Genomic DNA, 25,260 nt, shown 5'->3' on the forward strand with positions numbered 1-25,260 from the left:
GGTGATGATCCCGCTGCTGCTGATCGCTTGGCAGGCAGTGCCCGCCGTTCCGATGCCGCCACCGGGGGGCGGAAGCTTTTCGATCCTGGCACGCGATCCCTGTCCGGCTTCGGGCGGGACGGCCGCCGACATCATCGTCTGCGGGCGGCGTCAGACCGATGACCGGGTTCCGCAACTCCGCGACGAGCCGCCGGCCGGGCCGGTGCCGTCCAATCCCGAACTGACGGGGGCAGGGGCTCTGGCGGCCTCCTCCACGCCGTGTCCGGCGCGGCAAGGCGGGTGTCAGGTGGGATTCGATCTCGTCACGCCCGCACTGATGCTCGCCAACGAGGTGCGGATCGGGATCAGCAAGCTGGCCGACAAGAGGCGCGACAAGAGCCAGCGCATTCCCATCGCGCTCGACGGGCCGGGTCCTCAGGGGCATCTGGAGCCGTGATGGTCGCTCAGGACGGCGGGTCTTGAAGCCCCCGTCCCTCTCCGGATAAGCGTCCCAGACCTTCCATACCATACCGGCGAGGGCCGGGATCCAGTTGGGGTACGATGGTGAAGCCCTCTGGTCGGCTCGGTACTGGACCCCGGCCTTCGCCGGGGTGGCGCTTGAGAGGGAGGGCTTGTTTGTGGTGGTTCAGCGCCGGACCTGCCGCCGCGAGCGGGCGGACGGCGGCGGGAGGAACCAGTCGGCCAGCGTCAGGCCCGTCGTCGCCATGGCGCGCAGCACGACCTGCCCCGCCGCCCGCGCATCGCTGAGCGCATCATGGTGCCGGTGCTCCAGCTCCAGGAACGCGGCCAGCGTGTTGAGCTTGTGGTTGGGCAGCTCCGGCCAGGCCCGCCGCGCGATCGTCACGCTGTCCAGCCAGCGCGCGGCGATGGGCGGCAGGGCGTCGCGTTCGCACGCGCGGCCCAGTGCGCCCTTGTCGAAGCCAGAATGCGCCACCGTCACGCGCCCGCCCAGAAGCCCGGCCAGTTCGGGATGCAGCGCGGCGAAATTCGGCTTGCCCAGCACATGGTCGGCGGTGATGCCATGGATGGCGATATTGAACGCGCTGAACTCGTCGCACGGGTCGACCAGCGTTTCATAGGCCAGCACTTCGACGCCCGCGGCATAGCCGACGATGCCGATCTGGCAGATGCTGCTGGTCCGCGAACAGGCGGTTTCGACGTCGATGACCACGAAATCGGGGGGAATCATGGACGGCCTTTAGCGGGCTGGCGCCATTCGAGCAATAAAAGGTCGCTGACCGGCTCGACAGCGACCGTTTCTATCCGCTACCCGCCTGCACTCAATAAACGCTCCGATACGGGATTTGGACGATGGGCGATGCTTTGCGAGTGGCTTTGGCGGGACTGGGCACGGTGGGGGGCGGCGTCATTCGCCTGCTCGATGCGAACCGTGACCTGATTACCCGGCGCGCCGGTCGCCCGATCGAGATCGTCGCCGTCTCCGCGCGCGACCGGACCAAGGACCGGGGCGTCGACCTGTCGCGCTTCGAGTGGGTGGACGATACCGCCGCGCTGGCCTCGCACCCCGATGCCGATGTGGTGGTCGAACTGATCGGCGGTTCGGACGGCCCGGCGCTGACGCTGGCGCGGACCGCGCTGGGGGCGCGGCGCGGCTTCGTCACCGCTAACAAGGCGATGCTGGCGCATCATGGGCTGGAACTGGCGCAGAAGGCGGAGGAATCCAACGCCGCGCTGAAGTTCGAGGCGGCGGTCGCGGGCGGCATCCCGGTCATCAAGGGCTTGCGCGAAGGGGCGGCGGCCAACGCCATCGCGCGCGTCTATGGCATTCTCAACGGCACCTGCAATTTCATCCTGTCGAAGATGGAAGCGGAGGGCCGCGACTTCGCCGAGGTTTTGGCGGAGGCGCAAGCGCTGGGTTATGCCGAAGCGGACCCCAGCTTCGACATCGACGGCGTCGATGCCGCACACAAGCTGTCGATCCTGGCCGCCATCGCTTTTGGCACCCAGCCCGCCTTTGCCGACGTCGCGATCGGCGGCGTGCGCCATGTGCTGGCCGCCGATATCGCGCAGGCGGCGTCGCTCGGCTACCGTGTCCGCCTGGTCGGCGTGGCGGAGGAAGGGGCGAACGGCCTGTTCCAGCGGGTGCATCCGCATCTGGTGCCGCTCGACCATCCGCTGGCGCATGTCACCGGCTCGACCAATGCGGTGGTCGCAGAGGGCAATTTCGTCGGCCGGTTGCTGTTCCAGGGCGCGGGCGCGGGCGATGGTCCGACGGCCAGCGCGGTGGTCGCCGACCTGATCGACATCGCGCGCGGCGAATATGGCGCGTCCTTCGCCATGCCCGCGCATGAGCTGACCGCGGCGGCGAAGGCGGACAGCGGCGAGCGGCGCGGGCGCGCTTACCTGCGCTTCACCGTGCAGGACAAGGTCGGCGTGCTGGCCGAGATCGCCGCGGCGATGCGCGATGCGGGGGTATCGATCGAGAGCCTGATCCAGCGCGGGGAAGCGGCGGACGGCGGCGTGATGATCGCCATCGTGACGCATGAGGGGCCGGAGCGCGCGGTGGCGCAGGCGCTCGAGCGGTTGCGGGGGAGCCAGAGTTTGGTCGGGCAGCCGCTGTTGATGCATATTCTGGGGTGATCAACGGGGTCGGTCTCGGTGAGACCCCTTACCCTCCCCCAACCCCTCCCGCAGGCGGGAGGGAAGTTGATCAAATTCAGACTGTCGATCTTGCCGCTCCCCTCCCGCAAGCGGGAGGGGATGGGGGAGGGCAGGCCACAAGCGATGCCCTCTCAACTCACTTCTTGATCAACCCGATCTCCACCAGCCGCTCGAACAGGTAATCATGCGCGGTGATCGGCTCGGGATAGCGATCCGGATGCCCCTCGCTCACCGTCCCCGGCAGCGTCTTGATCAGGAAGTCCGGCGCAGGATGCAGGAAGAAGGGCATCGAATAGCGCGAGAAGCCGCGCCGCTCGACCGGCGGGTTGACGACGCGATGCGTGGTCGAGGGCAGGACATGGTTGGTCAGCCGCTGCAGCATGTCGCCGACATTGACCACCATCGCGCCCTCGGGCGGCCGGATCGCCAGCCACTCGCCCGAATCGCGGTCGAGCAGTTCGAGGCCCGCTTCCTCGGCCCCCAGCAACAGGGTGATGAGATTGATATCCTCATGCGCACCCGCGCGGACGCCCTCGGCATCGGCGGGGATCGGCGGATAGTGGAGCAGGCGCAGGACCGAATTGCCGTCCTTGACCGCCGGATCGAACCAGTTCGGCTCCAGCTTCAAATGCCGCGCGATCGCCGAGAGCAGCCGGTCGCCCGCCCGGTCGAACGCCGAGAAGAGTTCGATGAAATCCTCTCGGAATCCCTCCGGCCGGTCGGGCCAGATATTGGCGGGCATCCGGTCGGCGTAAGCGTGTCCCTCGGGCAGTTCGCGCCCGACATGCCAGAATTCCTTCAGGTCGACGACCTTGGCGTCCTTGGCGATCTCGGTCTTGAACGGGGTGTAGCCGCGCGCGCCGCCGCCGCCGGGGACGTGGTAACGGCGCTTCTCCTCCTCGGGCAGGTCGAACAGCGCCTTGGTCTGCGCCCAGGCGCGGTCGATCAGCTCGGCGGGCACGCCGTGATCGGCGACGATGGCAAAGCCGAACCGCTCGAACGATTCGCCCAATGCGGCGGCAAAGCCCTCGGGATCACGGTCCTGGTCGGCGAGGCTGAGTGTCGGAACCTCGGCGGAGCGGGTGTCGGTCATGGCGATATTTCCAGAAAATCGAATGGGCTGCCGTCTATATAACGCGCCCGTCATCCCCGAACAGGGTGCGTCATCCGCCTAAAGTGATCGTCCCCGTCGATCGGTCGCCGCCCGAGGGGCGCAGGTCCAGGCGGAAGGATTTCTCCTCCGCCGTCTTGCCAACCAGCGCGCCGCCCTGGTCGGTCAGGGTGAAGTCGGCCTCGCCCATCTTGTCGCGGAACCAGCTGCGCACGGTCGCCGGATCGGCCGGGCTGTCGAAGGTCATGGTGAACGCCTTGTCGCGGCCATTGCCGACATCGACGTTGCGGATCGTCGAGCCGGGGTAGAGATGCACGCCGTTCAGCTCGAAATTATCGGCCTCCATCGACACCTTGGGCAGCTTGAAGGCGCCCGAAAAGCCGGGCAGCGCCAGCTTCACCTCGCCCGACTTTCCATCGACCGACGCCAGCGTCTCGCCGTCCGAGCCGTTGACCGTGATCGACGTGCCCTGGTTGGGCCGATCGCAGGCGGACAGCGCCAGTGCCGCCAGCAGCGGCAGGGCGAGGGGGGTGCGGGACAGGATGGACATGGGGTATACTCCTTACGCGTCCTGTGGGCCTATATGGCTCGCCGGGAATGTCGGCCCGACAAGCTTTAGCCACGCTGAATGTCGGCATTTAACATCTGAATGGCGCGCTCGGTCCCACAGGCGAGCCAATCCCGACTCATCGATCGAAGGAATCATGAGGTGACGACCGACACATCCGAAGGCTGGGACACCATCGCCGCGACGTTCATGGCGGTTCGTTCGGAAGTCGGCGCGCAGGTCGTCCGGCGCTGGGCGAAGGACGGCCTTTCGCCATTGGCGGCGATTCTCGATCTGGGCTGCGGCTCCGGGGTGCCGATCGGGCAGGCGCTGGTCGGCGAGGGTTTCGCTATATGGGGCATCGATGCGTCTCCGTCGCTCGTCTCCGCCTATCGCGCCAATCTTCCCGACATGCCCGTCCGTTGTGAGCCGGTGCAGGACAGCGACTTTTTCGGCCGACGCTTTGCCGGTGTCGTGGCGATCGGCCTGATCTTCCTGCTGGCCGAAGCCGATCAGTTGCACCTTCTGGAGAAGGTGACGGATGCGCTGGAGCCGGGCGGGCGCTTCTTGTTCAGCGCGCCGCGCGAGCGATGCCAATGGCGTGACAGCCTGACCGGGCGCGAGTCCCGTTCGCTGGGGATGGAGACCTATGCGGCGCGGCTGGAGGAATATGGTCTGGTTCTGGCCGGTTGTCTGACCGATGAGGGGCGGAACCATTATTACGACGCGGCAAAGCCGAGCCGATCTTCGGGCGGAGCGGCCAGGAAACCGTGACGCGCCAGCCGGGTTTTTCCGGTTCCCCTCTCCGTCCATCTCCCTTAAAGGGCAGCCATCATGTCCGAATCCCGTTCCGCTGATCCGGTGACGCCCGTCACCGCCGAACCTCCCGGCGCGCCCATCGGCTTTGTCGAGTTCGTCCTCCTGATCGCGGCGCTGATGGCGTTGACTGCGCTGGGCATCGACTCGATGCTGCCCGCGCTGCCTGCCATCGGGGAGGCACTGGGGGCCTCGCCTGCCGTGCGGCCGTTCGTCGTCACGGCCTTCCTGATCGGTTTCGGCGTGGCGCAGCTGGTGCATGGGCCGCTGGCCGATCGTTACGGGCGGCGGCGGGTGTTGATCGTGGCACTGGTCATCTACATCATCGCCAATGGCGCGTCGGCGGTGGCGGGCAGCTTCACCTTGCTGCTGGTCGCGCGGGTCTGCGCGGGCGCGGCGATCGCCGCGACGCGGGTGGCGACGGTGGCGCTGGTCCGCGACTGCTATCACGGGCGCGCCATGGCGCAGGTCATGTCGATCGCGTTCATGGTGTTCATGATCGTGCCGATCCTGGCGCCCGCCTTTGGTGAGCTGGTGCTGCTGTTCGGCAATTGGCGGCTGATCTTCTGGACGATCGCGGGGCTTGCCACGCTGGTCCTGGCCTGGTTCTCGCTGCGGATGCCCGAGACGCTGGCGGTCGAGGCGCAGCTACCCATCTCGCTGAGCCGCATCGTCGGCGGCTGGCGCGAGACGATCGGCGACCGGCTGTCGCTCGGCTATACGCTGGCGGCGACGGCGCTGATGGCGGCACTGTACGGCTATCTCAATTCCGTGCAGCCGATCATGGCGCAGACCTTCGGCCGCGAGAAGCTGCTGGCGCTGATCTTTGCCACCACCTCGGTCACGATGGCGGCGGCGAACCTGCTCAACTCGCGGATCGTCATGCGGCTGGGCACGCGGCTCATCAGCCACAGCTCGGTCACGATCCTGATCATCGTGGCGGCCATCCATCTGGGCGTCGCCTATTTCGGGGGCGAGTCGCTGATCGTCTTCGCGGTCCTTCAGGCGATCACCATGGCGTGTTTCGGTCTGGCGACCTCCAACTTCTCGTCGATGGCGATGGAGAATATGGGGCGGATCGCAGGCACCGCGTCGAGCGTGCAGGGCTTTACCAGCGTCACCATCGGCTCGGTGATCGGCGCAGGGATCGGCCAGGCCTATGACGGGACGACCCAGCCGCTGACCCTGGGCTTCCTGATCGCGGGATGCGCGGCCTTTGCGTTCGTCTTCGCGACCGAGCGCGGGCGGATGTTCCGTCCCGCCTGACGCCCCTTGATCGAGGCCGGGGGAACCGCCCGGCCCGCCCCCGTGTTCCCCCTCCACAGTATAAGAGGAGGCAGTGATGGGCGGACATCAGGTTCCGAGCCAGGGACCCGGCGACGATGGCTGGGACGAAGAAGGCTATGACGAGAGCCAGCGCGCCGAAATCCTGGAGGTAACGCGTGACGGCCCCAGCGACGGCGTGTTGCTGACCGATATCGAACCCGATCTGGGCGACGATGGCGTCGAGGACGAGCCGATCGGCGAACTCGACATGGATTCCGAAGAGGTCGGGACCAGCGATGCCTCGGTCGACATGGATGCCGAGGATATCGACGAGGACGATCTCCAGGAAGATTTCGAGGACGACACGGTGGCCGATGGCGATATCGACGCCGCCGACGACACCGCGCTGCGGCCATGAACCGGCTTCCCGTCGCGCTGGCGGCGGGCGGCATCGTGCTGGTCGGCTGTTCGACCATGCCCGATCCGCGTGCCGCACAGACGCTGCCGCCGATGGTCTCGACGACTTTCCAATGCGAGAACGGGAGTCGCTTCTGGGTGCGCTTCGACAATCGGGACGACAGCGCGCTGGTGCGGTTCGACGACGATCTGGAAATGCGCCTGGAGGGGCAGAGGGTCGCCTCGGGCATCCACTATAGCGGCTTTGGCCACGACCTGCGCGGCAAGGGGGGTGAGGTTGTTTTGACACGCCCCACCGGTGATTCCATACGCTGCACCGCCGCACGGTAAGCATCGGGTGCGGAAACACGGCCGAAAAGTGGCGGAAATCCGCCATTGCCGTATTCCGCCCCCAATTGGTTCATCTAGATGACAGGAAGTGTGGCTTTGGAGCCACAGGTTCCAATAAGGCGATCAAAAATCTGAAAAGCCGTGCAACCCCTGGGCGTCTAGCCGGTTAAGCGGGCCTGGGCTGAGCGGTTCGATCCGCCGCCCCACATAGAATAAGAGAAGGGTATCTCACATGCGTAAGCTTTCCCTCGTCGCCGCTGCGGCGGCCGCGTTCGTTGCCGTGCCTGCCATGGCTCAGGACATGAACACCACCGACGCGGCGGCTCCGGCCCCGGCCGCTGACACCGCGACCGCTCCCGACGGCACCCGCGCCTTCGGTATCGAGCCGTATGTCGCGATCATGGGTGGTTGGGAGCAGTTCGACCGCCAGACGGTCGCCGGCATCCCCGCGCAGCCCAAGGGCTACAACCTGGACGGCGCGCTGGTCGAAGGCATCGTCGGCTTCAACGTGCCGCTCGGCCCCGTGTTCGTCGGCGCCGAGGGCGCGGTCGCCAAGGGCGTGTCGGGTGACATCGACTGGCAGTATGGCGCCTATGGCCGCGCGGGCTTCCGCGCCGGTGAGAGCGGCCTGTTCTACGGCAAGGTCGGCTATCGCTGGAACAACTTCCACAACTTCGCGCCGGGCGTCGCTGGCGACCTGAAGCGTGACTATCACGCGACCGTGTACGGCGTCGGCGCCGAAGTCGGCCCGAAGGACATCGGTCTGGGCGGCCTGACCGGCAACTCGGGTCTGCGTCTGCGTATGGAAGTTTCGACCTTCGACAACGCGCACTCCTTCCGTCCGATGGCGGGTGTTGTCGCACACTTCTGATCCCTCTCGGATCCAGTTGGCGTAAAGGAACGGGGTTCGGCAGCGATGCCGGACCCCGTTTTTTATGCGCGTCCCGCTCCCCATATCGGGGGCGATGGTCGGACGGGTGAAGCGCAAGGCGGGGCTGGTGGCCGCCGCCGAACGGATCGAGCGGGATGCGCCGCCCGCGTGTGCGCTGTGCGATCGGCCGCTGGGGGTGAAGGTTGAATGGCACCACCCCGTCCCGAAGAGCGAAGGCGGGCGAGAGACGGTGCCGGTGCACCCGATCTGTCACCGGACCATCCATGCGACGTTGTCCAATGCGGAACTGGCGCGGGGCTATGCGGGCTTTGCGGTTTTACGCGCGCACCCAGATATGGCGCGTTTCCTGCGCTGGATTGCGGGCAAACCCGCGGATTTCCATGCGCCTACGCGTGTGGGGCGGTGATTTTTGGCTCACGCGAAGCCGCGATGACGCGAAGAAGGTTGGTTCGCGCGGAGGCGCGGAGACGCGGAGGTTTTTGGTTCGCGCAGAGGCGCAGAGGACGCAGAGCGGAAGCGCGGCTGGCTTATTCCGGCCCCCCTCCGTTCAGCCTGAGCGTAGTCGAAGGCCAAGGGAATCCCTCCGCCCCAAAAGGCATTTTCGGGCCGAAGGCCCAACCTGTTTCCCGAAAGCGTTCGCCCAAGAGGCGGTTCCCATCCCGTGGCCTTCGACTACGCTCAGGCTGAACGGAGCGGGGGACTTACCCTGATATAATTTTCTCTGCGCCCTCCGCGCCTCTGCGCGAACCCCAAAACCTCCCCGTCTCCGCGCGAACCAACCTTCTTCGCGTCATCGCGGCTTCGCGTGAACAAAAAAAGGGCGGACCGAAGCCCGCCCTTTCGGATCACTCCGCCGCGACGCCTGCGGCCGAGAACATGTCGCCGGTCTCGCCCGCCTCTTCGTTGGCGGCCTTGCCGGTCTTGGCCTTCTGGCGCTTGTCGAACGAGTCCCACACGTCGTTCCACTGGCCGCGCGTCGCCGCCTTGGAATATTCGGTCGCGCGCGTCTCGAAGAAGTTGGCATGTTCCACGCCGTTCAGCAGCGGGGTCAGCCAGGGCAGGGGATGCTCGTCGATCATGTAGATCGGCTTCAGGCCCAGCTGGCTGAGACGCCAGTCGGCGATGTAGCGGATATACTTCTTGATCTCCTTGGGCTTCATCCCCTCGACCGGGCCCATTTCGAAGGCGAGGTCGATGAAATTGTCCTCCAGGCGGATCGTGGTCTGGCACACATCGGCGATGTCGTCCTTGACCGCCTTGGTCAGGCACTGGCGCTCCTGGCAGAAGGCGTGGAACATGCGGATGATGCCTTCGCAATGCAGGCTCTCGTCGCGCACCGACCAGCTGACGATCTGGCCCATACCCTTCATCTTGTTGAAGCGCGGGAAGTTCATCAGCATCGCAAACGACGCGAACAGCTGGACACCTTCGGTGAAGCCGCCGAACATCGCCAGCGTGCGCGCGATGTCCTCGTCGCTGTCGACGCCGAAATTCTGCATGTAGTCATGCTTGTCCTTCATCTCGGCATATTCGAGGAAGGCGCCATATTCGCTCTCGGGCATGCCGATCGTGTCGAGCAGATGGCTGTAGGCGGCGATATGCACCGTCTCCATGTTGGAGAAGGCGGTCAGCATCATCTTGATCTCGGTCGGCTTGAACACCCGGCCATATTTCTCGTGATAGCAGTCCTGCACCTCGACGTCCGCCTGGGTGAAGAAGCGGAAGATCTGGGTCAGCAGGTTGCGCTCATGATCGGTCAACTTCTGCGCCCAGTCGCGGCAGTCCTCGCCCAGCGGCACCTCTTCGGGCAGCCAGTGGAGCTGTTGCTGGCGCTTCCAGAACTCGAACGCCCAGGGGTATTCGAAGGGCTTGTACTGCTTGGAGGCTTGGAGGAGGGACATCGGTGTTACTCCGGGTACGAATGAGATGAAGAGGGTGAAGGCCGGTTCAGCCGCTGCTCGCCCAGGAGCGCAGAGCGGTGGCGAAACCGGCGAGAATGATCCCGCCCATGGCGAACATGGTGCCCGCGATCAGCCGGGCGTAGCGGCCCTGCTCCGACCGGGGCGTGCGGAGTTGCAGCAGCAGCGTTGCGCCGATCCCGGTTAACAGGGCGGCAACGCCGTACATGATCGTTGCCCCGGTCATGCGACCATTTCCCATGTTGCGCGTTCCGAAACCGAACCCAACACAGGAGATGTAAAATGGTCGATGTCAGCCAGATCAAGGAACATGCAGAAGTCGTCGGCGCGGACGGCGTCCATGTCGGCACGGTCGATCATGTCGATGGTGACCGCATCAAGCTGACCAAGAACGACAGCCCCCAGACCCAGGACGGGCAGGGCGCCAAGCATCATTACCTGCCGCTCGGCCTGGTCGCCGAGGTCGAGGGCGACACGGTCCGCCTGTCGGCCACCGGCCAGAATGCCGTCGACCAGTTCGAAGAGGCCGAGTGAGCTTCTAACCCCTCTCCCCTCGTGGGAGAGGGAGGGGCCCGTGGCCGTAGGCCGTGGGAGGGTGAGGGGGCCGTCCATCACGGGCGGCCCTTTTGCTTGTGCGCAATCCGCGCGCCGATCGCCGCCACGACGCCGTCGAGATTGGTCATCACATCGGCATTGGCGAAGCGGATCACGTCATAACCTTCGTGTTCGAGGAAGCGGGTGCGTGCAGCGTCGCTGTCCTGTTTCGTTGCGTGGTCATCGCCGTCGATCTCGATGATCAATTGTGCCGCGTGCGAGCAGAAATCGGCGTGGTACGGACCCATCGGAACCTGACGGCGAAACTTCATCATCGGTAACGCCTCGCGGAGCACACGCCACAACCGGCGTTCGGGCTCTCCGGCATTCTGGCGCAATTCACGCGAGCGGGCGACCGTGGTGGCGGGAAGCCGTTGCCGTTTGGTCAGGCCTTGCGCGTCGCCCCTCACCCTTCCCCCGGCCTGCGGCCGCGGGCCCCTTCCCTCTCCCACAAGGGGAGAGGGAGATTTGGGGGCGTGAGAGTCCATGACTTCACCTTCCCGTCAGGCTATCACCTCACTGACACGCCAAGCATTCGTCGTAATCGGTCGTCTCGCCGATCTCGAACTTGGGTGCGCTGATCGTGTTGTCGGCCTCGACGCCGCCGCTCCCGGCGAACCCGGCACGCTGCACCGACTTAGAGCGGAGGTAGTAGAGCGACTTGATGCCCAGTTCCCAGGCGCGGAAGTGGAGCATCAGCAGGTCCCACTTTTCCACATCGGCCGGGATGAACAGGTTCAGCGACTGCGCCTGGTCGATATAGGGCGTGCGGTCGCCCGCCAGTTCGAGCAGCCAGCGCTGGTCGATCTCGAACGAGGTCTTGAACGTGTCCTTCTCTTCCTGGCTCAGGAAGTCGAGATGCTGGACCGAACCGCCATGTTCGAGGATCGAGTTCCACACCGATTCGGCGTTCTTCGACTTCTCGATCAGCAGCTTTTCGAGATAGGGGTTCTTCACGACGAACGAGCCCGACAGCGTCTTGTGGGTGTAGATGTTCGCCGGGATCGGCTCGATGCAGGCGCTGGTGCCGCCGCAGATGATCGAGATCGACGCGGTCGGCGCGATCGCCATCTTGCAGCTGAAACGCTCCATCACGCCGACGTCCGCCGCGTCGGGGCACGGCCCGCGCTCGACCGCCAGCGTCATCGACGCCTGGTTCACCTGCGCGTTGATGTGCTTGAACATCCGCAGGTTCCATGACTTGGCCATCGCGCCCTCGAAGGGGAGCCCACGCGCCTGGAGGAAGCTGTGGAAGCCCATCACGCCCAGGCCGACCGACCGCTCGCGGGAAGCGGAATAGGCGGCGCGCTCCATGCCCGGCTCGTGCCGTTCGATATAATCCTGCAGCACATTGTCGAGGAAGCGCATCACGTCCTCGATGAACTGCTTGTCGTCCTTCCACTCGTCCCAGGTTTCCAGGTTCAGCGACGACAGGCAGCAGACGGCGGTGCGGTCCTTGCCCTTATGGTCGATGCCGGTCGGCAGGGTGATTTCCGAACACAGGTTCGAGGTCGACACCTTCAGCCCCAGCTCGCGGTGATGCTTGGGCATGTTCTTGTTCACATGGTCGGCAAAGACGATGTACGGCTCGCCGGTCGCCAGGCGGGTCTCGACCAGCTTCTGGAACAGCGCACGCGCATCGACCGTGGCACGGACCTCGCCGGTCTTCGGGCTCTTGAGGTGCCATTCGGCGCCGTCGCGCACCGCCTCCATGAAGGCGTCGGGGATCAGCACGCCGTGATGCAGGTTCAACGCCTTACGGTTGAAGTCGCCGCTTGGCTTGCGGATCTCCAGGAACTCCTCGATCTCGGGGTGCGAGATGTCGAGATAGCAGGCGGCCGAACCGCGACGCAGCGAACCCTGGCTGATCGCCAGCGTCAGCGAGTCCATCACGCGGACGAAGGGGATGATGCCGCTGGTCTTGCCGTTCAGGCCGACCGGCTCGCCGATGCCGCGCACCTGGCCCCAATAGGTGCCGATGCCGCCGCCGCGCGAGGCGAGCCAGACATTCTCGTTCCAGGTGGTGACGATGCCGTCCAGGCTGTCGGGCACCGAGTTGAGGTAGCAGCTGATCGGCAGGCCGCGCCCCGTGCCGCCGTTCGACAGGACGGGCGTGGCGGGCATGAACCACAGCTTCGAGATATAGTCGTACAGCCGCTGGGCATGTTCGGCATTGTCGGCATAGGCCGAGGCCACGCGCACGAACAAGTCCTGATAGCTTTCGCCGGGCAGGAGATAGCGGTCGTTCAGCGTTTCCTTGCCGAAATCGGTCAGCCGCGCGTCGCGGGCATGGTCGACTTCGACCGGATAGGGCTGCGGGCGAACCGACTTGGTGTCCGCCGGGGTCGGCGCTGGCGCTGCGTTCTGGGCCGCATCCGCCGCCATCTTTTCGAGCATATCAGTGGTCATGTCGCTATCCCGGCTATCCCTGAAATCCATCATTGATGCCGCTCCTCTGTTCTTGTTCCGTTCGAGTCGGCATCCAACCCCTAGCACCGCGCGCCAGGCGCGTCGCGATCAGGACGAGAGGGGAGGTGGAATCCCCGATTCCGGGGCTTTCTCCGCATCCGGTCATGCATGTGGGCATGACCTCGTCCTACCAGTGCTTGGGGCCATTCCCGACCTCTTCCACAATCCTTAGTGGAAAATCCCGAGCAGCACCGCAAGAGGTTAAAGCGCGGGGCAGGGGTTGGTTGCGACGAATGGCGGGCGCGTCCGGGCTGCCCAAAAGCCGCGACGCACGGATGTCTGCGGGGTTCGGGAAGCGCAAGTCCCTAAAAATATTTTTTGGCCGCCGGGATCAGCGCGGGGCGAGCAGGAACAGCGCGATCAGGCCGAGAATCGCGACCATCATCTGGGGTGGCCGCAGCCGCGCGAAATGGCCCGGCGCGCCGCCCCAGCTGGCCAGCCAGGGATCGGTCAGCGCGATCGACGCATAACCCAGGATCAACAGGCCGAAGCCGGTCGACGGCCCCGCGATCAAGGCCAGCAACCCCAGCGAGAAGCGCAGGATCATGGTCGCCATCTGCGAGACATGGGTGCCGCCCGGCGTGAAGAAGCTCAGCCCGCGCGCGACGCCCGCCAGGAAGATCAGGATCGCCGCCCCCCATATCTGCCCGATCAACAGGGCCAGCGGCATACCCGCCCAGGCCGCCAGCGCGGCGAGGGGCAGGACCAGCACCGGGCCATAGCCGAAGACGAGGCTGAGCAGGGGGATCCGGCGCGAGGCGCCCTCCGGCGTGGGGGCGGGGGTGGGGGCCGGATCGGAGGTGGTCGGGGTCATGACGGCGCGAACGTGCGGCGCGGCGTTCCTATCCCGCCCCCGTGCCATGCCCCATATGGCCGCTGCCGTTCAGGCGGAGCGGAGCCGCCCGTCGCCCTCGTCCTGGGTCTTGTCCAGCCAGGGATGATCCTCGGGCAGCGGCGTGGCGAAGGCCAGGCCCACCCGTCCTTCGCGTTCCCAACGGATATAGCCGCGAACGGGCGTGTCGCCGCCGATACGGATGCCGACCGCCGCCCCGCCCACGATATAGGCGGGGGGCAGCCCCTCGATCATGGTGCCGGTGGTCGACAGGTCGCGGATGCGCACATCGATCGTCGCATCGCCCGACAGGATCTGGGCGATGCGCAGGACCTTCACGCGCGGGCGACGGAGCGATTTCAGGCCGACCGGTTCGGCATGGCCGCCATGCTCGCGCATCGACTGGGGGACGTCGGGGGCCTCCATCGGCTTGCCATAGACGAAGCCCTGGATATGGCTGCACCCCAGGCCGCGGATCATCTCGATCTCGTCCTGGATCTCCACCCCCTCGGCGGTCGTCTCCATGCCCAGCGTGTCGGCCATGGTCACGATCGCGCGGATGATCGCGGCATTGCGGCTGCCCTTGCTGCCCGCGCCGCGCACGAAGGACTGGTCGATCTTGATCTTGTCGAACGGCGCATGACGCAGATAGCCGAGCGAGGAATAGCCCGTGCCGAAATCGTCCAGCGCCAGCCGGATGCCCAGCGCCTTTAACGCGGCGAACTGGCGATGCGATTCCTGATTGTCGTTCAGGAAGACGCTTTCGGTGATCTCCAGCTCCAGTCGCGCCGCCGCAAGCCCCGATTGCGCCAGCGCCTGCGCGACGAGCGCGGGCAACTGCGGCTTGGCGAACTGGATCGACGAGACGTTGACCGCGACGCGCACGTCCTGCGGCCAGCCCGCCGCCTCGATGCAGGCGGTGCGCATCACCCATTCGCCGATCTGTTCGATCAGGCCGCAATCCTCGGCGACCGGAATGAACTGCGACGGCGGGATATGGCCCTGTACCGGGTGGTGCCAGCGCAGCAGCGCCTCATAGCCGACGATCATCGCGTCGCGGGTCGACACGATCGGCTGATAGACCAGGCGGAACTGCCCTTGCGCGACGGCGATGCGCAGGTCTTCCTCCATGCGCTTGCGGCTGCGCGCGCCTTCCAGCATCGCCTCGGCATAGAAACGGTGGACGCCGCGCCCGTCGCCCTTCGCCGCGTACAGGCCCAGATCGGCATTGCGGATCAGCGTCTGCGAATCCTCGCCATCGTAAGGCGCGATGGCGATGCCGATCGAACAACCGATCGTGACCTCATTGCCCTGAATGTCATAGGGGCGGGACAGGGCGGCGATGATCCGGTCCGCCAGCATGGCCAGCCGATCCCGCGCATCGATGCCGGGCAGCAGGATCTGGAACTCGTCGCCGCCCAGCCGTCCGACCAGCCCGATATCGCCGACCACGTCCTCCAGCCGCCGCGCGACCTGTTGCAGCAACAGGTCGCCCGCCTGGTGGCCCAGCGTGTCGTTGACCGCCTTGAACCGGTCCAGGTCCATCAGGAACAGCGCATTGGGGCGCCAGGGATGGATCGACTGTTTCAGCGTCTTGTCGAGCGACAGGGTCATGCGCTGGCGATTGGCCAGCCCGGTCAGGCTGTCGAACAGCGCCAGGCGGGTGATCTCCGCCTCCGACCGGCGCTTCTCGGTCAGGTCGGACCCCGAGCCGATAAAGCCGCGAAACCGGCCGATGCCGTCCAGGATCGGGCGGCCCGATATCGACCACCAGCGGTCGGACATCGTCCCGTCCTCGGTCACCGCGCAGACGGTATAATCGGAAAAGCCGGTGCGCGAGGACATGTGGAAGGACAGGGTTCGCTCGGTGCCGGGCGCGGAGGGGTCCATCTGGAACAGCTCGGTCAGCACTTTCCCGCGGCTGTCGATGCCGGCGGCCGCCAGGTCGCGCGCCACCTTGTCCGACAGATAGGTGAGCCGCCCATGCCGATCGGTTTCCCAGAACCAGCCGGTGCCATGTTCCTCGAACTCGGCGATCATCTTCACCGCCTGCTGCCCCTGGCCAAAGGCAAGGGCGTGGTCGCGGGCACCGTCATAATCGAGCTGCCCGACGGTGCGCGCCTTGAGGATCAGGAACAGCAGCGGCGGCAGGACCGCCGCCAGGACGGGCAGGATCGACACGCCCCAGGCCAGCGCCGTGACCGGCGCCAGAAACGCGAAGCCGAAGGAATAGCCCAGCAATGCGCCACGCACGGCGTTCAGCATCGACGCGGTCGCCCACATCGTGCAGGCGAGCGTCAGCACGGCCACCCATCCGCTGGTGCCGTGATGCGCATTCGCCACGATCAGCAGCATCGGCCCGGTGGCCAGCGCGACCAACAGGCCCATGACGCTCAACCATTGTTTCAGGCGGTAGAAGGGCCATTGTCGCGAAACGCCGCGCCACAGCACGAAGCCGAAGACCAGCGTGGCCGCCACCATCAACCCGCCCGCGGTCGCCTTTTCGAACCGTTGGGACGACGGCTTGTCCAGCGAATCGAGCCCGAAGATGGTCGCCACGGCCACCAGATTCTGCAGGATCGCCAGCGGCCAGGTACGGCACAATGTCTTCAGTCGCCCCAGGTGCAGCGACACCAGCAGCTCGTCATTATCCTCGACCAGCCCCATCAGGGCGAGGAAGGACAGGGTCTTGGAGGGGGCTGGCGACATGCGATGTGCGGATTTCCAATAATGCCGCACCAGACTGCGCTAACTCTGGTTAAGATAGCTTGAAACCGGCGCCGTCCATTGCGTCGGCCGCGCCGCTTTCGCTAAGGACGCATGCATGACGACCCTGATCCGCGACACCGACCTGATCGAGAGCGTGGCCGACGCGCTCCAGTTCATCAGCTATTACCACCCGATGGATTATATCCGTGCCCTGGGTAAGGCCTATGAGGCCGAGAAGAGCCCGGCGGCCAAGGATGCCATCGCGCAGATCCTGACCAACAGCCGCATGTGCGCGGAGGGGCATCGCCCGATCTGCCAGGACACCGGCATCGTCACCGTCTTCGTGAAATGGGGCCAGGACTGCCGCCTGTCGGGCGACCGCAGCTTGCAGGAAGTCGTCGATGAGGGCGTGCGCCGCGCCTATCTCCACCCGGAAAACAAGCTGCGCGCCTCGATCCTCGCCGACCCCGCCTTCACCCGCCGCAATACCAAGGACAATACGCCGTCGGTCCTCCATGTCGAGATGGTGCCGGGCAACACGGTCTCGGTCGACGTCGCGGCCAAGGGCGGCGGGTCGGAGAACAAGTCCAAGTTCAAGATGATGAACCCGTCCGACTCGATCGTCGACTGGGTGCTGGAGATGGTGCCGCAAATGGGCGCGGGCTGGTGCCCGCCCGGCATGCTGGGCATCGGCATCGGCGGCACGGCGGAAAAGGCGGTGCTGCTCGCCAAGGAATCGCTGATGGGGGCGATCGACATGGGCCAGCTCAAGGAGCGCGGTCCGCGCAACGATATCGAGGCGCTGCGCATCGAGCTGTTCGACAAGGTCAATGCGCTGGGCATCGGCGCGCAGGGGCTGGGCGGCCTGTCCACCATCCTCGACGTCAAGATCATGGACTGGCCGACGCATGCCGCGTCCAAGCCCGTCGCGATGATCCCCAACTGCGCCGCCACCCGCCACGCGCATTTTACGCTGGACGGCTCGGGTCCGGTCTATCTGGAAGCGCCCAAGCTGGAGGAATGGCCCAAGGTCGACTGGAAGCCCGACCTCCAGGCCGCTCGCCGCGTCGACCTGAACACGCTGACCCCGGAAGAGGTGAAGAGCTGGAAGCATGGCGACCGGCTGCTCCTGAACGGCAAGATGCTCACTGGCCGCGACGCCGCGCACAAGCGGATCAAGGACATGCTCGATCGCGGCGAGGAACTGCCGGTCGAGTTCAAGGGCCGCGTGATCTATTATGTCGGCCCGGTCGATCCGGTCGGCGAGGAAGTGGTCGGCCCGGCCGGTCCCACTACCGCGACCCGCATGGACAAGTTCACGCGCATGATGCTCGACCAGGGACTTCTCGCGATGGTCGGCAAGGCCGAGCGCGGCCCGGCGGCGACCGACGCGATCCGCGAATACCAGTCCGCCTATCTGATGGCGGTCGGCGGCGCGGCGTACCTCGTCGCTCGCGCGATCAAGGGATCGAAGGTCGTCGGTTTCGAGGACCTTGGCATGGAGGCGATCTACGAGTTCGACGTGGAGAATTTCCCCGTCACCGTCGCGGTCGATTCCGAGGGCCAGAACGTCCACACGCTGGCCCCGCTGGTGTGGCGGGACAAGATCGCCAAGGAAGGCCTGCTGACCCCGGCTTGAGGCTGGGGCGCCGTCTTCTAGAGTCAAAAACGACCAACTCTACTCACCCCTCCCCTTCAGGGGAGGGGCCGGGGGTGGGGCGCTTCCGCAAGCGAAACGCCCATGGCGATGCCCCAACCCCTCCCCTCAAGGGGAGGGGCTAAATCCGTGCAATGCTGATCGCTTTCAACTCTAGCCCCTCCCGCAGGCGGGAGGGGTTGGGGAGGGCAGGAAGTCTCACCGAGACTATCGCCCGTGGCTGTCCCTCCCCCATCCCCTCCCGTTTACGGGAGGGGATGGGGGAGGTTTTAGGCGTTGGATGCGATCGCCGCCCGATCGCTCAATTCTTGTACAGCGCGTCCAGGCGTTCGCCATACACCTCGCGCAGGACGTGGCGGCGGATCTTCAGCGACGGGGTCAGCTGCTGGTTCTCGATCGCGAAGGGTTCGTCGGCGATGATGAAGCGGCGGATGCGCTCGGTGACTGACAGGTCGCGGTTGACCCGGTCGATCGCCGCCGAGATGGCCCCGCGGAAATCGAGATCGTCCTCCAGCGCGGCGCGGTTGCACCCCGTCCCCGACTTGGCGCACCATTCGGCGGTCCATTCGGCATCGGGCACGATCAGCGCGACCATATAGGGTCGCCGGTCGCCCGCGATCATCGCCTGGCCGATCTCGGGTTGCAGGGTCAGCATCCCCTCGACCTTCTGGGGGGCGACATTCTCGCCCTTGTCGTTGATGATCAGGTCCTTCTTGCGGTCGGTGATGCGCAGCCGCCCGGATGCGTCGATCTCACCGATGTCGCCGGTGTGGAGCCAGCCATCCTTGAGCACCCGCTCGGTCTCGGTCGGGTTGCGCCAGTAACCGTGCATCACCAGCTCGCCACGCACCAGGATCTCGCCATCCTCGGCGATCCGCACCTCGGTGTTGTCGAGCGGCGGGCCGACCGTGTCCATGCGCACGCCAGCCTTGGGCCGGTTGCAGGCGATGACCGGTGCGGCCTCGGTCTGGCCATAGCCTTGCAGCAGGGTGAGGCCGATCGAGTGGAAGAACAGCCCGATCTCGGGATTGAGCGGCGCGCCGCCCGACACCATCGCCTTCAACCGGCCGCCGAATTTCTTCGCGATCTTGGGTTTGAACAGGGTGTTGACCGCGAGCTGCGCGGGCCGGTCGATCAGCCGCAAGCGGCCGTCATAGCTCTTCGCCCCCAGTGCCAGCGCCTGGTCGAGCAACCGGGCGCCCAGCCCGCCCTTCTTCTCGATCGCCTTGGCGATGCGGGTGTGCAGCACCTCGAACAGGCGGGGCACGACGAACATGATCGTCGGGCGCACCTCCTCGATATTGGCGGCCAGCTTGTCGAGGCCCTCGGAATAATAGATCTGCCCGCCCAGCGAGATGGGGAAATGCTGGCCGCCGGTATGCTCATAGGCGTGGGAGAGGGGGAGGAAGGACAGGAACACCTCGTCCCCCCAGCCGAAATCCTCGGCGATCACCGCGCTGCATCCGGCGCAATTGTGCAGGATCGCGCCGTGATGCTGCATCACCCCGCGCGGCGCACCGCCGGTGCCCGAGGTATAGATGATGCAGGCCAGATCCTCGCGGGTGAAATCGGCCTCTCCGGCGACCACCACCGGATCGGCGGGATGCTCGGCGATCATCGCGTCGTACTGGCGGCACTCGATCTGGCTCGGCCCCAGTTTCAGCGCCTCGATGCCGATCACCGTCTGGACATGGTTGGAGCGCAGCGCGGCGGGCATCAGCGTGGTCGCCAGCTTCTGCGTCGAGACGATGATCGCGCGTGCGCCCGAATTCTCGATGATGTGCGCGTGGTCACGCTCGGTATTGGTCGTGTAGGTCGGCACGGTGACGCCGCCCGCCGCCATGATGGCGAGGTCGGCGATACACCATTCGGGGCGGTTCTCCGACACCAGCATCACCCGGTCGCCGCGTTGCAGGCCGGTGGCCTTCAACCCCGCCGACAGGCTGGCGACCTGGCACGCGGCTTGCGTCCAGCTGATCGACTGCCAACTGCCGCCCTGCTTGCGCCAAAGGAAGGGCGCGTCGCCCTTCTCGGAGGCGCGCGTGAAGAACATGGTGACGAGATTGGGGAAATATTCGAGCGTACGCATGGTGCCTCTCCCACCGGCCCGTATCGCGTGACATAACGCGCGACCGGGCTCTTTGTTTATTATTCCGCCGGGCGTCCCGGTTTGTCGCCGACCCTTTGGATCGCGGTCGTCCGGCCCGTCACGTCGATCGCCACGCCCTCGCTGCGGGGATCGGCGGCACCGACCCAGCGCCCGCTGACGCGTTCGATGGCATTGGCCTTCAGCCCCATCGGCGCGACGACGACCGTCTCGCCCAGCGCCCGAAGTCCGGGGACAAGCGCTTCGAGCGCCGTGCCCTGTTCGACCGTCGCGACCTTGTACGGCGCGAAGAGCAACCCCTGCGCGATCGCGTCCTGCGCACTCAGCTTCCAGTCGATGACGCCGATGATCGCCTTGGCGACCTGCGCGATGATGGTCGATCCGCCCGCCGCGCCGATCGCCAGGCGGACCTTGCCGTCGGGACCATAGACGATGGTCGGCGACATGGAACTGCGCGGCCGCTTGCCGCCCTCGACCCGGTTGGCGACCAGATCGCCGTCCTTGACCGGCACGATGTCGAAATCGGTCAGCTCGTTGTTCAGCATCGTCCCGTCGACCGACAGGCCCGAGCCGAACGAGCCTTCGACGGTGGTCGTCACCTCGGCGACATTGCCTGCCGCATCGACCGTGACGAGATCGGTGGTGCCGGGCACTTCGCTGACCGGTGCGCGGACGCGCGGCGGCGCGCCGGGCGGCGTGCCGGGCGACACCGACGCCATGGTGCGATCGGGGGAGATCAGCGCGGAGCGGCTGGCGATATAGGCGGGGTCGAACAGGCCCTTCAGCGGCACGCGGATATAATCGGGATCGCCCAGATACGCATCGCGATCGGCATAGGCGAGGCGCGAGGCCTCGGCGAACAGATGCCAGGCCTGCGGCGAATCCTTGCCCAGTTGGCCCATGTCGAAGCGTTCCAGCAGCTTCAGGATCGACAGCACCGTCGATCCGCCGCCGGAGGACGGCCCCATGCTGCACACTTTATAGCCGCGATAGGTGGCGCAGAGCGGCGGGCGCGGCTTGGCGGCGTAGCTGGCGAGGTCGCCGGTCGTCATCTTCGACGGATTGCGCTGCGCGGTGTTGACGGTCGTCACCAGCTTCTGCGCCTGCGGCCCGACATAAAAATAATCGGGTCCGAGCTTGGCGATCCGCTCCAGCAATGCAGCCTGTTCGGGGTTGCGGATGATGCTGCCGAGCGGGAGCACCTGTCCATCGGGGCCGGTCAGCCGCGCGCGGGTCGCGGCGTCGACATGGCCGCCATAGCGGGTCAGCGCGGTCTGCAGGCGCGGGGTCAGCTTGAATCCGTCGCGCGCCAGCCGGATCGCGGGCTGGAACAGTCGCGCCCAGGGCAGCTTGCCGCCTTGGCGGTGGGCCAGCGCCATGCCGCGCAGCGCGCCGGGCACGCCGACGCTGCGTCCGCCGGGCACGGCATCGGCATGGCTGAGCGGGCGGCCGTCGGGACCGTAGAACCAGTCGGGGGTGGCGGCCATCGGCGCGGTCTCGCGCGCGTCGATGGTGTTGGTGCCGCGTGCGTCATGACGCACCCAATAGCTGCCGCCGCCGATGCCCGAACTCTGCGGTTCGACCACGTTCAGCGCCAGCATGGTCGCGATGGCGGCGTCGGTCGCGCTGCCCCCGGCGCGCAGGATTTCGACCCCGGCGGCGGCGGCGCGCGGGTCGGCGGCGCTGACCATGCCGGTGGCCGGGGCCTTGATGGGCTGTCGCGCGTCGACGGGCGCGGCGAACGGCAGCGTCAGCGCTGCGACGGACAGGAGCCAGTGCTTCATGTCCGCGACCCTAGCGGCAAGGCGCGGCCCGCGCCAAGCCGTAACGTCAGGCGCCGACCGCCTCGCCCACACTGACGAAACCGTCACGTGCGAGCAGCGCGTCGAGATCGGCGAGGATGCGGGCGGCGAGGCCAGGTCCTTCATAGACCAGCGCCGAATAGAGCTGGACCAGGCTCGCCCCGGCCCGGATGCGGGCATAGGCCTCCGTGCCCGAATCGATGCCGCCCGCCGCGATCAGGGTCATCGCCCCCCCCGTGGCCGTACGGAAATCGGCCAGCCGCTGGCGGGCGAGCGGGGCGAGCGGACGACCCGACAGGCCGCCGGTCTCGCTGGCGTTGGCGCTCTTGACGTCCGGCCGGGTGATGGTGGTGTTGCCGATGATGATCGCATCCAGCCGGTTGTCGATCGCGGCGCGCGCGATCTCGTCGATCTGCAAAGGCTCGAGATCGGGGGCGACCTTCAGGAACAGCGGCACCGTGCCCGCCGCCTCGCGCGACGCGGCCAGCAGCTCGGTAAGGGCGGCCCCATGTTGCAGGTCGCGCAGGCCCGGCGTGTTGGGGCTGGAGATGTTGATCGTGACATAATCGGCGATCGGGGCGGCTTGCGTAACGCCGTGGCGATAGTCGGCGATACGGTCGGCGGCGTCCTTGTTCGCGCCGACATTGATGCCCAGCACGCCCTTGCGCTTGGCGGCCTTGGCGCGCGCCAGTCCGGCGTCCAGCCCGCCATTGTTGAAGCCATAGCGGTTGACCACGCCCTGGTCCTCGACCAGCCGGAACAGGCGGGGCTTCGGATTGCCGGGCTGCGGCCTCGGGGTTAGCGTACCGATCTCGACCAGGCCGAAGCCCAGCCCGAAAAAGCCGTCGATCGCTTCGCCATTCTTGTCGACCCCCGCCGCCAGCCCCAGCGGATTGGCGAAGTCGATCCCCGCGACCGTGGTAGCAAGACGCGGATAGCGCGCCGGATCGGCCCCCAGCGGCGCGCCCAGCGCCCCCCAGCGCGACAGCATCGCCACCGTCAGGCCATGGGCGCGTTCGGCATCGAGGGTGAAGAGGAGCGGGTGATAAAAGGCCATGTCGGCCCGGTTAGCGGATTGCGGGGGGAGGGGGAAGGTGTGGGGGCGTTCCTCCCGCCTTCATTGCGCCCCCTCCCGCAGGCGGGATGAGGGAGGGGAGCGGCAAGACGGGAGGGCGTGCGCTGTCATCGAGTCCGTGACTGAAAGGAACGCTATCCCCCAACATGGGTTGGTGGGGACCCACAGGGAGAGCCCCGATGAAGACCCCCGTCGCATTCACCCCCCAGGTCGAAGACGTTAGCCCCAAAGAAGGCGAAACCGTCGACCAGATGAAGCAGTCGTTCGAGCATATCCTCGACACCACCTCCAAGGATTATGGCCATGGCGTCCGCGCCGTCCATGCCAAGGCGCATGGCATCATCCGGGGCAAGCTGAAGGTCCATGACGATCTTCCGCCCGAACTGGCGCAGGGGCTGTTCGCGAAGCCGGGCGCGTATGATGCGGTGGCGCGTATCTCGACCAATCCCGGCGATATCCTGGACGACGCCATCGGCCTGCCGCGCGGCCTCGCGCTCAAGGTCATCGGGGTCGAGGGCGAGCGGCTGCCCGGATCGGAAGGCGATGCGACGCAGGATTTCGTCATGGCCAATGCGCCGGTCTTCACCGCGCCGACGGCCGATGCCTTCGCCAAGAACCTCAAGATGCTGGCGTCCACGACGGACAAGTTCGAGGGCGGCAAGAAGCTGCTGTCCGGCATCCTGCGTGGGATCGAGGCCACGCTGGAGACGGTCGGCCTGGAGAGCGCGACGCTCAAGACGCTGGGTGGGTCGAAGCAGGTGCATCCGCTGGGCGAGACCTATTACAGCCAGACCCCGTTCCGCTACGGCGATCATATCGCCAAGTTCGGCCTGTTCCCGGTCAGCCCTGCGCTGACCCAGCTGACCGGCGATACGGTCAGCACGCATGACCGCCCCGACGCCCTTCGCGAGGTGGTGCGCGAGGTGATGATCGAGCAAGGCGGCGAGTGGGAGCTGCGGGTCCAGCTGAACCGCGACCTCGACGCCATGCCGATCGAGGACGCCACCGCCGAATGGAGCGAAGAGGATAGCCCGTACGTCACCGTCGCGACCTTCACCGCCGAACCGCAGATCAGCTGGCAGGACGGCCAGACCAACGCGATCGACGATGCGCTGTCCTACAGCATCTGGCACGGTCTGGCGGCGCACCAGCCGCTGGGCAATATCAATCGGGCGCGCAAGGATACCTATCGCTTCTCGGCCGACTATCGCGGTCGGGTGAATGGTTGCCCGATGCACGAGCCGCGCGCGCTGGCCGAGTTGCCGTGAGGCAGGGGCAGCGGCTAGGACAGGCGGCATGATCCGCCTGTTTCATGTCAGCGACGTGCATTTCGGTGCCGAGGACCCAGCCGCGCTCGCCTGGTTCGCCGAGCGGGTCGCGGCGGAAAAGCCGCATGCGGTCATCATGACCGGCGACCTGACCATGCGGGCGACCAAGCGCGAGTTCCAGGCGGGCGGCGCGTGGCTGCAATCGCTGGGCGTGCCGGTGACGGTTGAGGTCGGCAATCACGACATCCCCTATTATTGGGACCCGTTCCGGCGGCTGTTCGCTCCGTACCAGCGTTACGCCGCGATCGAACGGATGATCGAAAAGCCGCTCGACCTCCCCGGCGTGACCGTGGTGCCGTTGAAGACCACCGCGCGCGCCCAGTGGCGGTGGAACTGGTCCAAGGGGCGGGTGAGCAGCGGTTCGCTCCGTCGCGCGCTGGCGCTGATCGAACAGGCGCCCAAGGATCACCTGATCCTGGTCGCCGCGCATCACCCGCTGATCGAGGGGCCGACCAAGGGCACCGCCAAGACCCGCAACGGCGACGCAGCGCTGACGCAATTGGCGGCGGCGGGCGCGCATGCGGTGTTGTCGGGCCATGTCCATGACCCGTTCGACGTGCCGATCGACCGTGACGGCCGGATCATCCGGATGATCGGTGCTGGCACCCTGTCCAAGCGCACGCGCAAGACGCCGCCCGCGTTCAACGAACTGCGGATCGAGGGGCGGGGATTCGAGACGCTGGTCCGCAGCTTCGGCGAGACTGCGCCGCATGTGATTACCGAGGACATGCGGGCGGGGTAGCAGCGAAATGTGGGGCGTGGGCTTC

24 protein-coding genes are annotated in these 25,260 nt (G+C 66.5%); 12 read left to right on the forward strand and 12 right to left on the reverse strand.

Features of this window, described 5'->3' with window-relative positions:
* The first annotated feature begins 4 nt into the window (after nt 1-4).
* Nucleotides 5-436, forward strand: coding sequence for a hypothetical protein (locus SP5_RS13565; protein WP_052811555.1), 432 nt, complete (start codon nt 5-7; stop codon nt 434-436).
* 189 nt (nt 437-625) lie between these two features.
* On the opposite strand, the gene SP5_RS13570 is transcribed toward SP5_RS13565, so the two are convergent.
* Complete coding sequence (locus tag SP5_RS13570; RefSeq protein WP_042489716.1) at nt 626-1,189, reverse strand: 3'-5' exonuclease; 564 nt, start codon at nt 1,187-1,189, stop codon at nt 626-628.
* A 122-nt stretch (nt 1,190-1,311) separates the two neighbouring features.
* On the opposite strand from SP5_RS13570, the gene SP5_RS13575 reads away from it, so the two are divergent.
* Nucleotides 1,312-2,601 carry a homoserine dehydrogenase gene (locus SP5_RS13575; RefSeq protein WP_042489717.1) on the forward strand — a complete coding sequence of 430 codons (1,290 nt, stop codon included), beginning with the start codon at nt 1,312-1,314 and terminating at the stop codon, nt 2,599-2,601.
* Nucleotides 2,602-2,758: 157 nt separating this feature from the next.
* Here SP5_RS13575 and SP5_RS13580 read toward each other — a convergent pair whose 3' ends face one another.
* Complete coding sequence (locus tag SP5_RS13580) at nt 2,759-3,715, reverse strand: isopenicillin N synthase family dioxygenase (RefSeq protein WP_042489720.1); 957 nt, start codon at nt 3,713-3,715, stop codon at nt 2,759-2,761.
* 70 nt (nt 3,716-3,785) lie between these two features.
* A complete protein-coding gene (locus tag SP5_RS13585) occupies nt 3,786-4,283 on the reverse strand; it encodes a hypothetical protein (RefSeq protein ID WP_042489722.1) in 498 nt (165 codons plus the stop codon).
* 159 nt (nt 4,284-4,442) lie between these two features.
* On the opposite strand from SP5_RS13585, the gene SP5_RS13590 reads away from it, so the two are divergent.
* The 6 genes from SP5_RS13590 (at nt 4,443) to SP5_RS13615 (ending at nt 8,407) form a co-directional block, all read left to right on the forward strand.
* The gene (locus SP5_RS13590; RefSeq protein ID WP_042489763.1) at nt 4,443-5,054 is read left to right on the forward strand and encodes a class I SAM-dependent methyltransferase; all 612 of its coding nucleotides are present in this window, start codon (nt 4,443-4,445) and stop codon (nt 5,052-5,054) included.
* A 60-nt stretch (nt 5,055-5,114) separates the two neighbouring features.
* Entirely contained in the window at nt 5,115-6,362 is a 1,248-nt protein-coding gene (locus SP5_RS13595; RefSeq protein ID WP_042489724.1) for a multidrug effflux MFS transporter, read from the forward strand.
* A gap of 76 nt (nt 6,363-6,438) precedes the next feature.
* The gene (locus tag SP5_RS13600) at nt 6,439-6,780 is read left to right on the forward strand and encodes a hypothetical protein (protein WP_042489726.1); all 342 of its coding nucleotides are present in this window, start codon (nt 6,439-6,441) and stop codon (nt 6,778-6,780) included.
* Nucleotides 6,777-7,109 (forward strand): MliC family protein, encoded by a 333-nt coding sequence (locus tag SP5_RS13605; protein WP_042489728.1) that lies wholly within the window; start codon nt 6,777-6,779, stop codon nt 7,107-7,109. The genes SP5_RS13600 and SP5_RS13605 overlap by 4 nt, the downstream gene beginning before the upstream one ends.
* Before the next feature lie 232 nt (nt 7,110-7,341).
* On the forward strand, nt 7,342-7,980 hold the full coding sequence (locus SP5_RS13610; protein ID WP_042489730.1) for a hypothetical protein: 639 nt from the start codon (nt 7,342-7,344) through the stop codon (nt 7,978-7,980).
* A 94-nt stretch (nt 7,981-8,074) separates the two neighbouring features.
* The gene (locus SP5_RS13615; protein WP_245613500.1) at nt 8,075-8,407 is read left to right on the forward strand and encodes an HNH endonuclease; all 333 of its coding nucleotides are present in this window, start codon (nt 8,075-8,077) and stop codon (nt 8,405-8,407) included.
* Between the two features lie 439 nt (nt 8,408-8,846).
* On the opposite strand, the gene SP5_RS13620 is transcribed toward SP5_RS13615, so the two are convergent.
* Together SP5_RS13620 and SP5_RS13625 are read right to left on the reverse strand one after the other, a co-directional pair.
* Nucleotides 8,847-9,902 (reverse strand): ribonucleotide-diphosphate reductase subunit beta, encoded by a 1,056-nt coding sequence (locus tag SP5_RS13620; protein WP_042489732.1) that lies wholly within the window; start codon nt 9,900-9,902, stop codon nt 8,847-8,849.
* A 46-nt stretch (nt 9,903-9,948) separates the two neighbouring features.
* Nucleotides 9,949-10,146: a hypothetical protein gene (locus SP5_RS13625; RefSeq protein WP_042489734.1), complete on the reverse strand. Its 198-nt coding sequence runs from the start codon at nt 10,144-10,146 to the stop codon at nt 9,949-9,951.
* Nucleotides 10,147-10,202: 56 nt separating this feature from the next.
* Between SP5_RS13625 and SP5_RS13630 the strand changes: the two genes are divergently transcribed.
* Entirely contained in the window at nt 10,203-10,454 is a 252-nt protein-coding gene (locus tag SP5_RS13630; protein WP_042489736.1) for a DUF2171 domain-containing protein, read from the forward strand.
* Between the two features lie 77 nt (nt 10,455-10,531).
* Here the strand turns inward: SP5_RS13630 and SP5_RS13635 are convergent, their stop codons facing one another.
* From SP5_RS13635 to SP5_RS13650, 4 genes are all read right to left on the reverse strand, one after another.
* Entirely contained in the window at nt 10,532-10,924 is a 393-nt protein-coding gene (locus SP5_RS13635) for an endonuclease domain-containing protein (protein WP_042489738.1), read from the reverse strand.
* A 106-nt stretch (nt 10,925-11,030) separates the two neighbouring features.
* Complete coding sequence (locus SP5_RS13640) at nt 11,031-12,953, reverse strand: ribonucleoside-diphosphate reductase subunit alpha (protein WP_042489767.1); 1,923 nt, start codon at nt 12,951-12,953, stop codon at nt 11,031-11,033.
* Nucleotides 12,954-13,314: 361 nt separating this feature from the next.
* Nucleotides 13,315-13,797 carry a hypothetical protein gene (locus SP5_RS13645; protein WP_042489740.1) on the reverse strand — a complete coding sequence of 161 codons (483 nt, stop codon included), beginning with the start codon at nt 13,795-13,797 and terminating at the stop codon, nt 13,315-13,317.
* Between the two features lie 69 nt (nt 13,798-13,866).
* Nucleotides 13,867-16,524, reverse strand: a complete 2,658-nt coding sequence (locus tag SP5_RS13650; RefSeq protein WP_241823828.1) for a putative bifunctional diguanylate cyclase/phosphodiesterase — start codon at nt 16,522-16,524, stop codon at nt 13,867-13,869.
* 115 nt (nt 16,525-16,639) lie between these two features.
* Here SP5_RS13650 and SP5_RS13655 point away from each other — a divergent pair, with 115 nt between their 5' ends.
* Complete coding sequence (locus SP5_RS13655) at nt 16,640-18,163, forward strand: fumarate hydratase (protein WP_042489742.1); 1,524 nt, start codon at nt 16,640-16,642, stop codon at nt 18,161-18,163.
* 319 nt (nt 18,164-18,482) lie between these two features.
* On the opposite strand, the gene SP5_RS13660 is transcribed toward SP5_RS13655, so the two are convergent.
* The 3 genes from SP5_RS13660 to SP5_RS13670 are packed head-to-tail and all read right to left on the reverse strand — an operon-like array spanning nt 18,483 to nt 23,147.
* The gene (locus SP5_RS13660; protein ID WP_042489744.1) at nt 18,483-20,270 is read right to left on the reverse strand and encodes an AMP-dependent synthetase/ligase; all 1,788 of its coding nucleotides are present in this window, start codon (nt 20,268-20,270) and stop codon (nt 18,483-18,485) included.
* Nucleotides 20,271-20,329: 59 nt separating this feature from the next.
* The gene (gene ggt, locus SP5_RS13665) at nt 20,330-22,072 is read right to left on the reverse strand and encodes a gamma-glutamyltransferase (RefSeq protein WP_369386091.1); all 1,743 of its coding nucleotides are present in this window, start codon (nt 22,070-22,072) and stop codon (nt 20,330-20,332) included.
* 46 nt (nt 22,073-22,118) lie between these two features.
* Entirely contained in the window at nt 22,119-23,147 is a 1,029-nt protein-coding gene (locus SP5_RS13670) for a quinone-dependent dihydroorotate dehydrogenase (protein WP_042489745.1), read from the reverse strand.
* A 197-nt stretch (nt 23,148-23,344) separates the two neighbouring features.
* Between SP5_RS13670 and SP5_RS13675 the strand changes: the two genes are divergently transcribed.
* Both SP5_RS13675 and SP5_RS13680 read left to right on the forward strand, forming a co-directional pair.
* Nucleotides 23,345-24,433 carry a catalase family protein gene (locus tag SP5_RS13675; RefSeq protein ID WP_084220694.1) on the forward strand — a complete coding sequence of 363 codons (1,089 nt, stop codon included), beginning with the start codon at nt 23,345-23,347 and terminating at the stop codon, nt 24,431-24,433.
* 28 nt (nt 24,434-24,461) lie between these two features.
* Nucleotides 24,462-25,235 carry a metallophosphoesterase family protein gene (locus tag SP5_RS13680; protein WP_042489750.1) on the forward strand — a complete coding sequence of 258 codons (774 nt, stop codon included), beginning with the start codon at nt 24,462-24,464 and terminating at the stop codon, nt 25,233-25,235.
* Nucleotides 25,236-25,260 lie beyond the last annotated feature (25 nt).

Source organism: Sphingomonas parapaucimobilis NBRC 15100 (assembly GCF_000787715.1).
Lineage (GTDB): Bacteria > Pseudomonadota > Alphaproteobacteria > Sphingomonadales > Sphingomonadaceae > Sphingomonas > Sphingomonas parapaucimobilis.

Coding starts and splice junctions, on each gene's coding strand:
- SP5_RS13565 (WP_052811555.1), top strand. CDS start 5: ATGATCCCGCTGCTGCTGATCGCTTGGCAGGCAGTGCCCGCCGTTCCG.
- SP5_RS13570 (WP_042489716.1), bottom strand. CDS start 1,189: ATGATTCCCCCCGATTTCGTGGTCATCGACGTCGAAACCGCCTGTTCG.
- SP5_RS13575 (WP_042489717.1), top strand. CDS start 1,312: ATGGGCGATGCTTTGCGAGTGGCTTTGGCGGGACTGGGCACGGTGGGG.
- SP5_RS13580 (WP_042489720.1), bottom strand. CDS start 3,715: ATGACCGACACCCGCTCCGCCGAGGTTCCGACACTCAGCCTCGCCGAC.
- SP5_RS13585 (WP_042489722.1), bottom strand. CDS start 4,283: ATGTCCATCCTGTCCCGCACCCCCCTCGCCCTGCCGCTGCTGGCGGCA.
- SP5_RS13595 (WP_042489724.1), top strand. CDS start 5,115: ATGTCCGAATCCCGTTCCGCTGATCCGGTGACGCCCGTCACCGCCGAA.
- SP5_RS13600 (WP_042489726.1), top strand. CDS start 6,439: ATGGGCGGACATCAGGTTCCGAGCCAGGGACCCGGCGACGATGGCTGG.
- SP5_RS13605 (WP_042489728.1), top strand. CDS start 6,777: ATGAACCGGCTTCCCGTCGCGCTGGCGGCGGGCGGCATCGTGCTGGTC.
- SP5_RS13610 (WP_042489730.1), top strand. CDS start 7,342: ATGCGTAAGCTTTCCCTCGTCGCCGCTGCGGCGGCCGCGTTCGTTGCC.
- SP5_RS13615 (WP_245613500.1), top strand. CDS start 8,075: ATGGTCGGACGGGTGAAGCGCAAGGCGGGGCTGGTGGCCGCCGCCGAA.
- SP5_RS13620 (WP_042489732.1), bottom strand. CDS start 9,902: ATGTCCCTCCTCCAAGCCTCCAAGCAGTACAAGCCCTTCGAATACCCC.
- SP5_RS13625 (WP_042489734.1), bottom strand. CDS start 10,146: ATGACCGGGGCAACGATCATGTACGGCGTTGCCGCCCTGTTAACCGGG.
- SP5_RS13630 (WP_042489736.1), top strand. CDS start 10,203: ATGGTCGATGTCAGCCAGATCAAGGAACATGCAGAAGTCGTCGGCGCG.
- SP5_RS13640 (WP_042489767.1), bottom strand. CDS start 12,953: ATGGATTTCAGGGATAGCCGGGATAGCGACATGACCACTGATATGCTC.
- SP5_RS13645 (WP_042489740.1), bottom strand. CDS start 13,797: ATGACCCCGACCACCTCCGATCCGGCCCCCACCCCCGCCCCCACGCCG.
- SP5_RS13650 (WP_241823828.1), bottom strand. CDS start 16,524: ATGTCGCCAGCCCCCTCCAAGACCCTGTCCTTCCTCGCCCTGATGGGG.
- SP5_RS13655 (WP_042489742.1), top strand. CDS start 16,640: ATGACGACCCTGATCCGCGACACCGACCTGATCGAGAGCGTGGCCGAC.
- SP5_RS13660 (WP_042489744.1), bottom strand. CDS start 20,270: ATGCGTACGCTCGAATATTTCCCCAATCTCGTCACCATGTTCTTCACG.
- ggt (WP_369386091.1), bottom strand. CDS start 22,072: ATGAAGCACTGGCTCCTGTCCGTCGCAGCGCTGACGCTGCCGTTCGCC.
- SP5_RS13670 (WP_042489745.1), bottom strand. CDS start 23,147: ATGGCCTTTTATCACCCGCTCCTCTTCACCCTCGATGCCGAACGCGCC.
- SP5_RS13675 (WP_084220694.1), top strand. CDS start 23,345: ATGAAGACCCCCGTCGCATTCACCCCCCAGGTCGAAGACGTTAGCCCC.
- SP5_RS13680 (WP_042489750.1), top strand. CDS start 24,462: ATGATCCGCCTGTTTCATGTCAGCGACGTGCATTTCGGTGCCGAGGAC.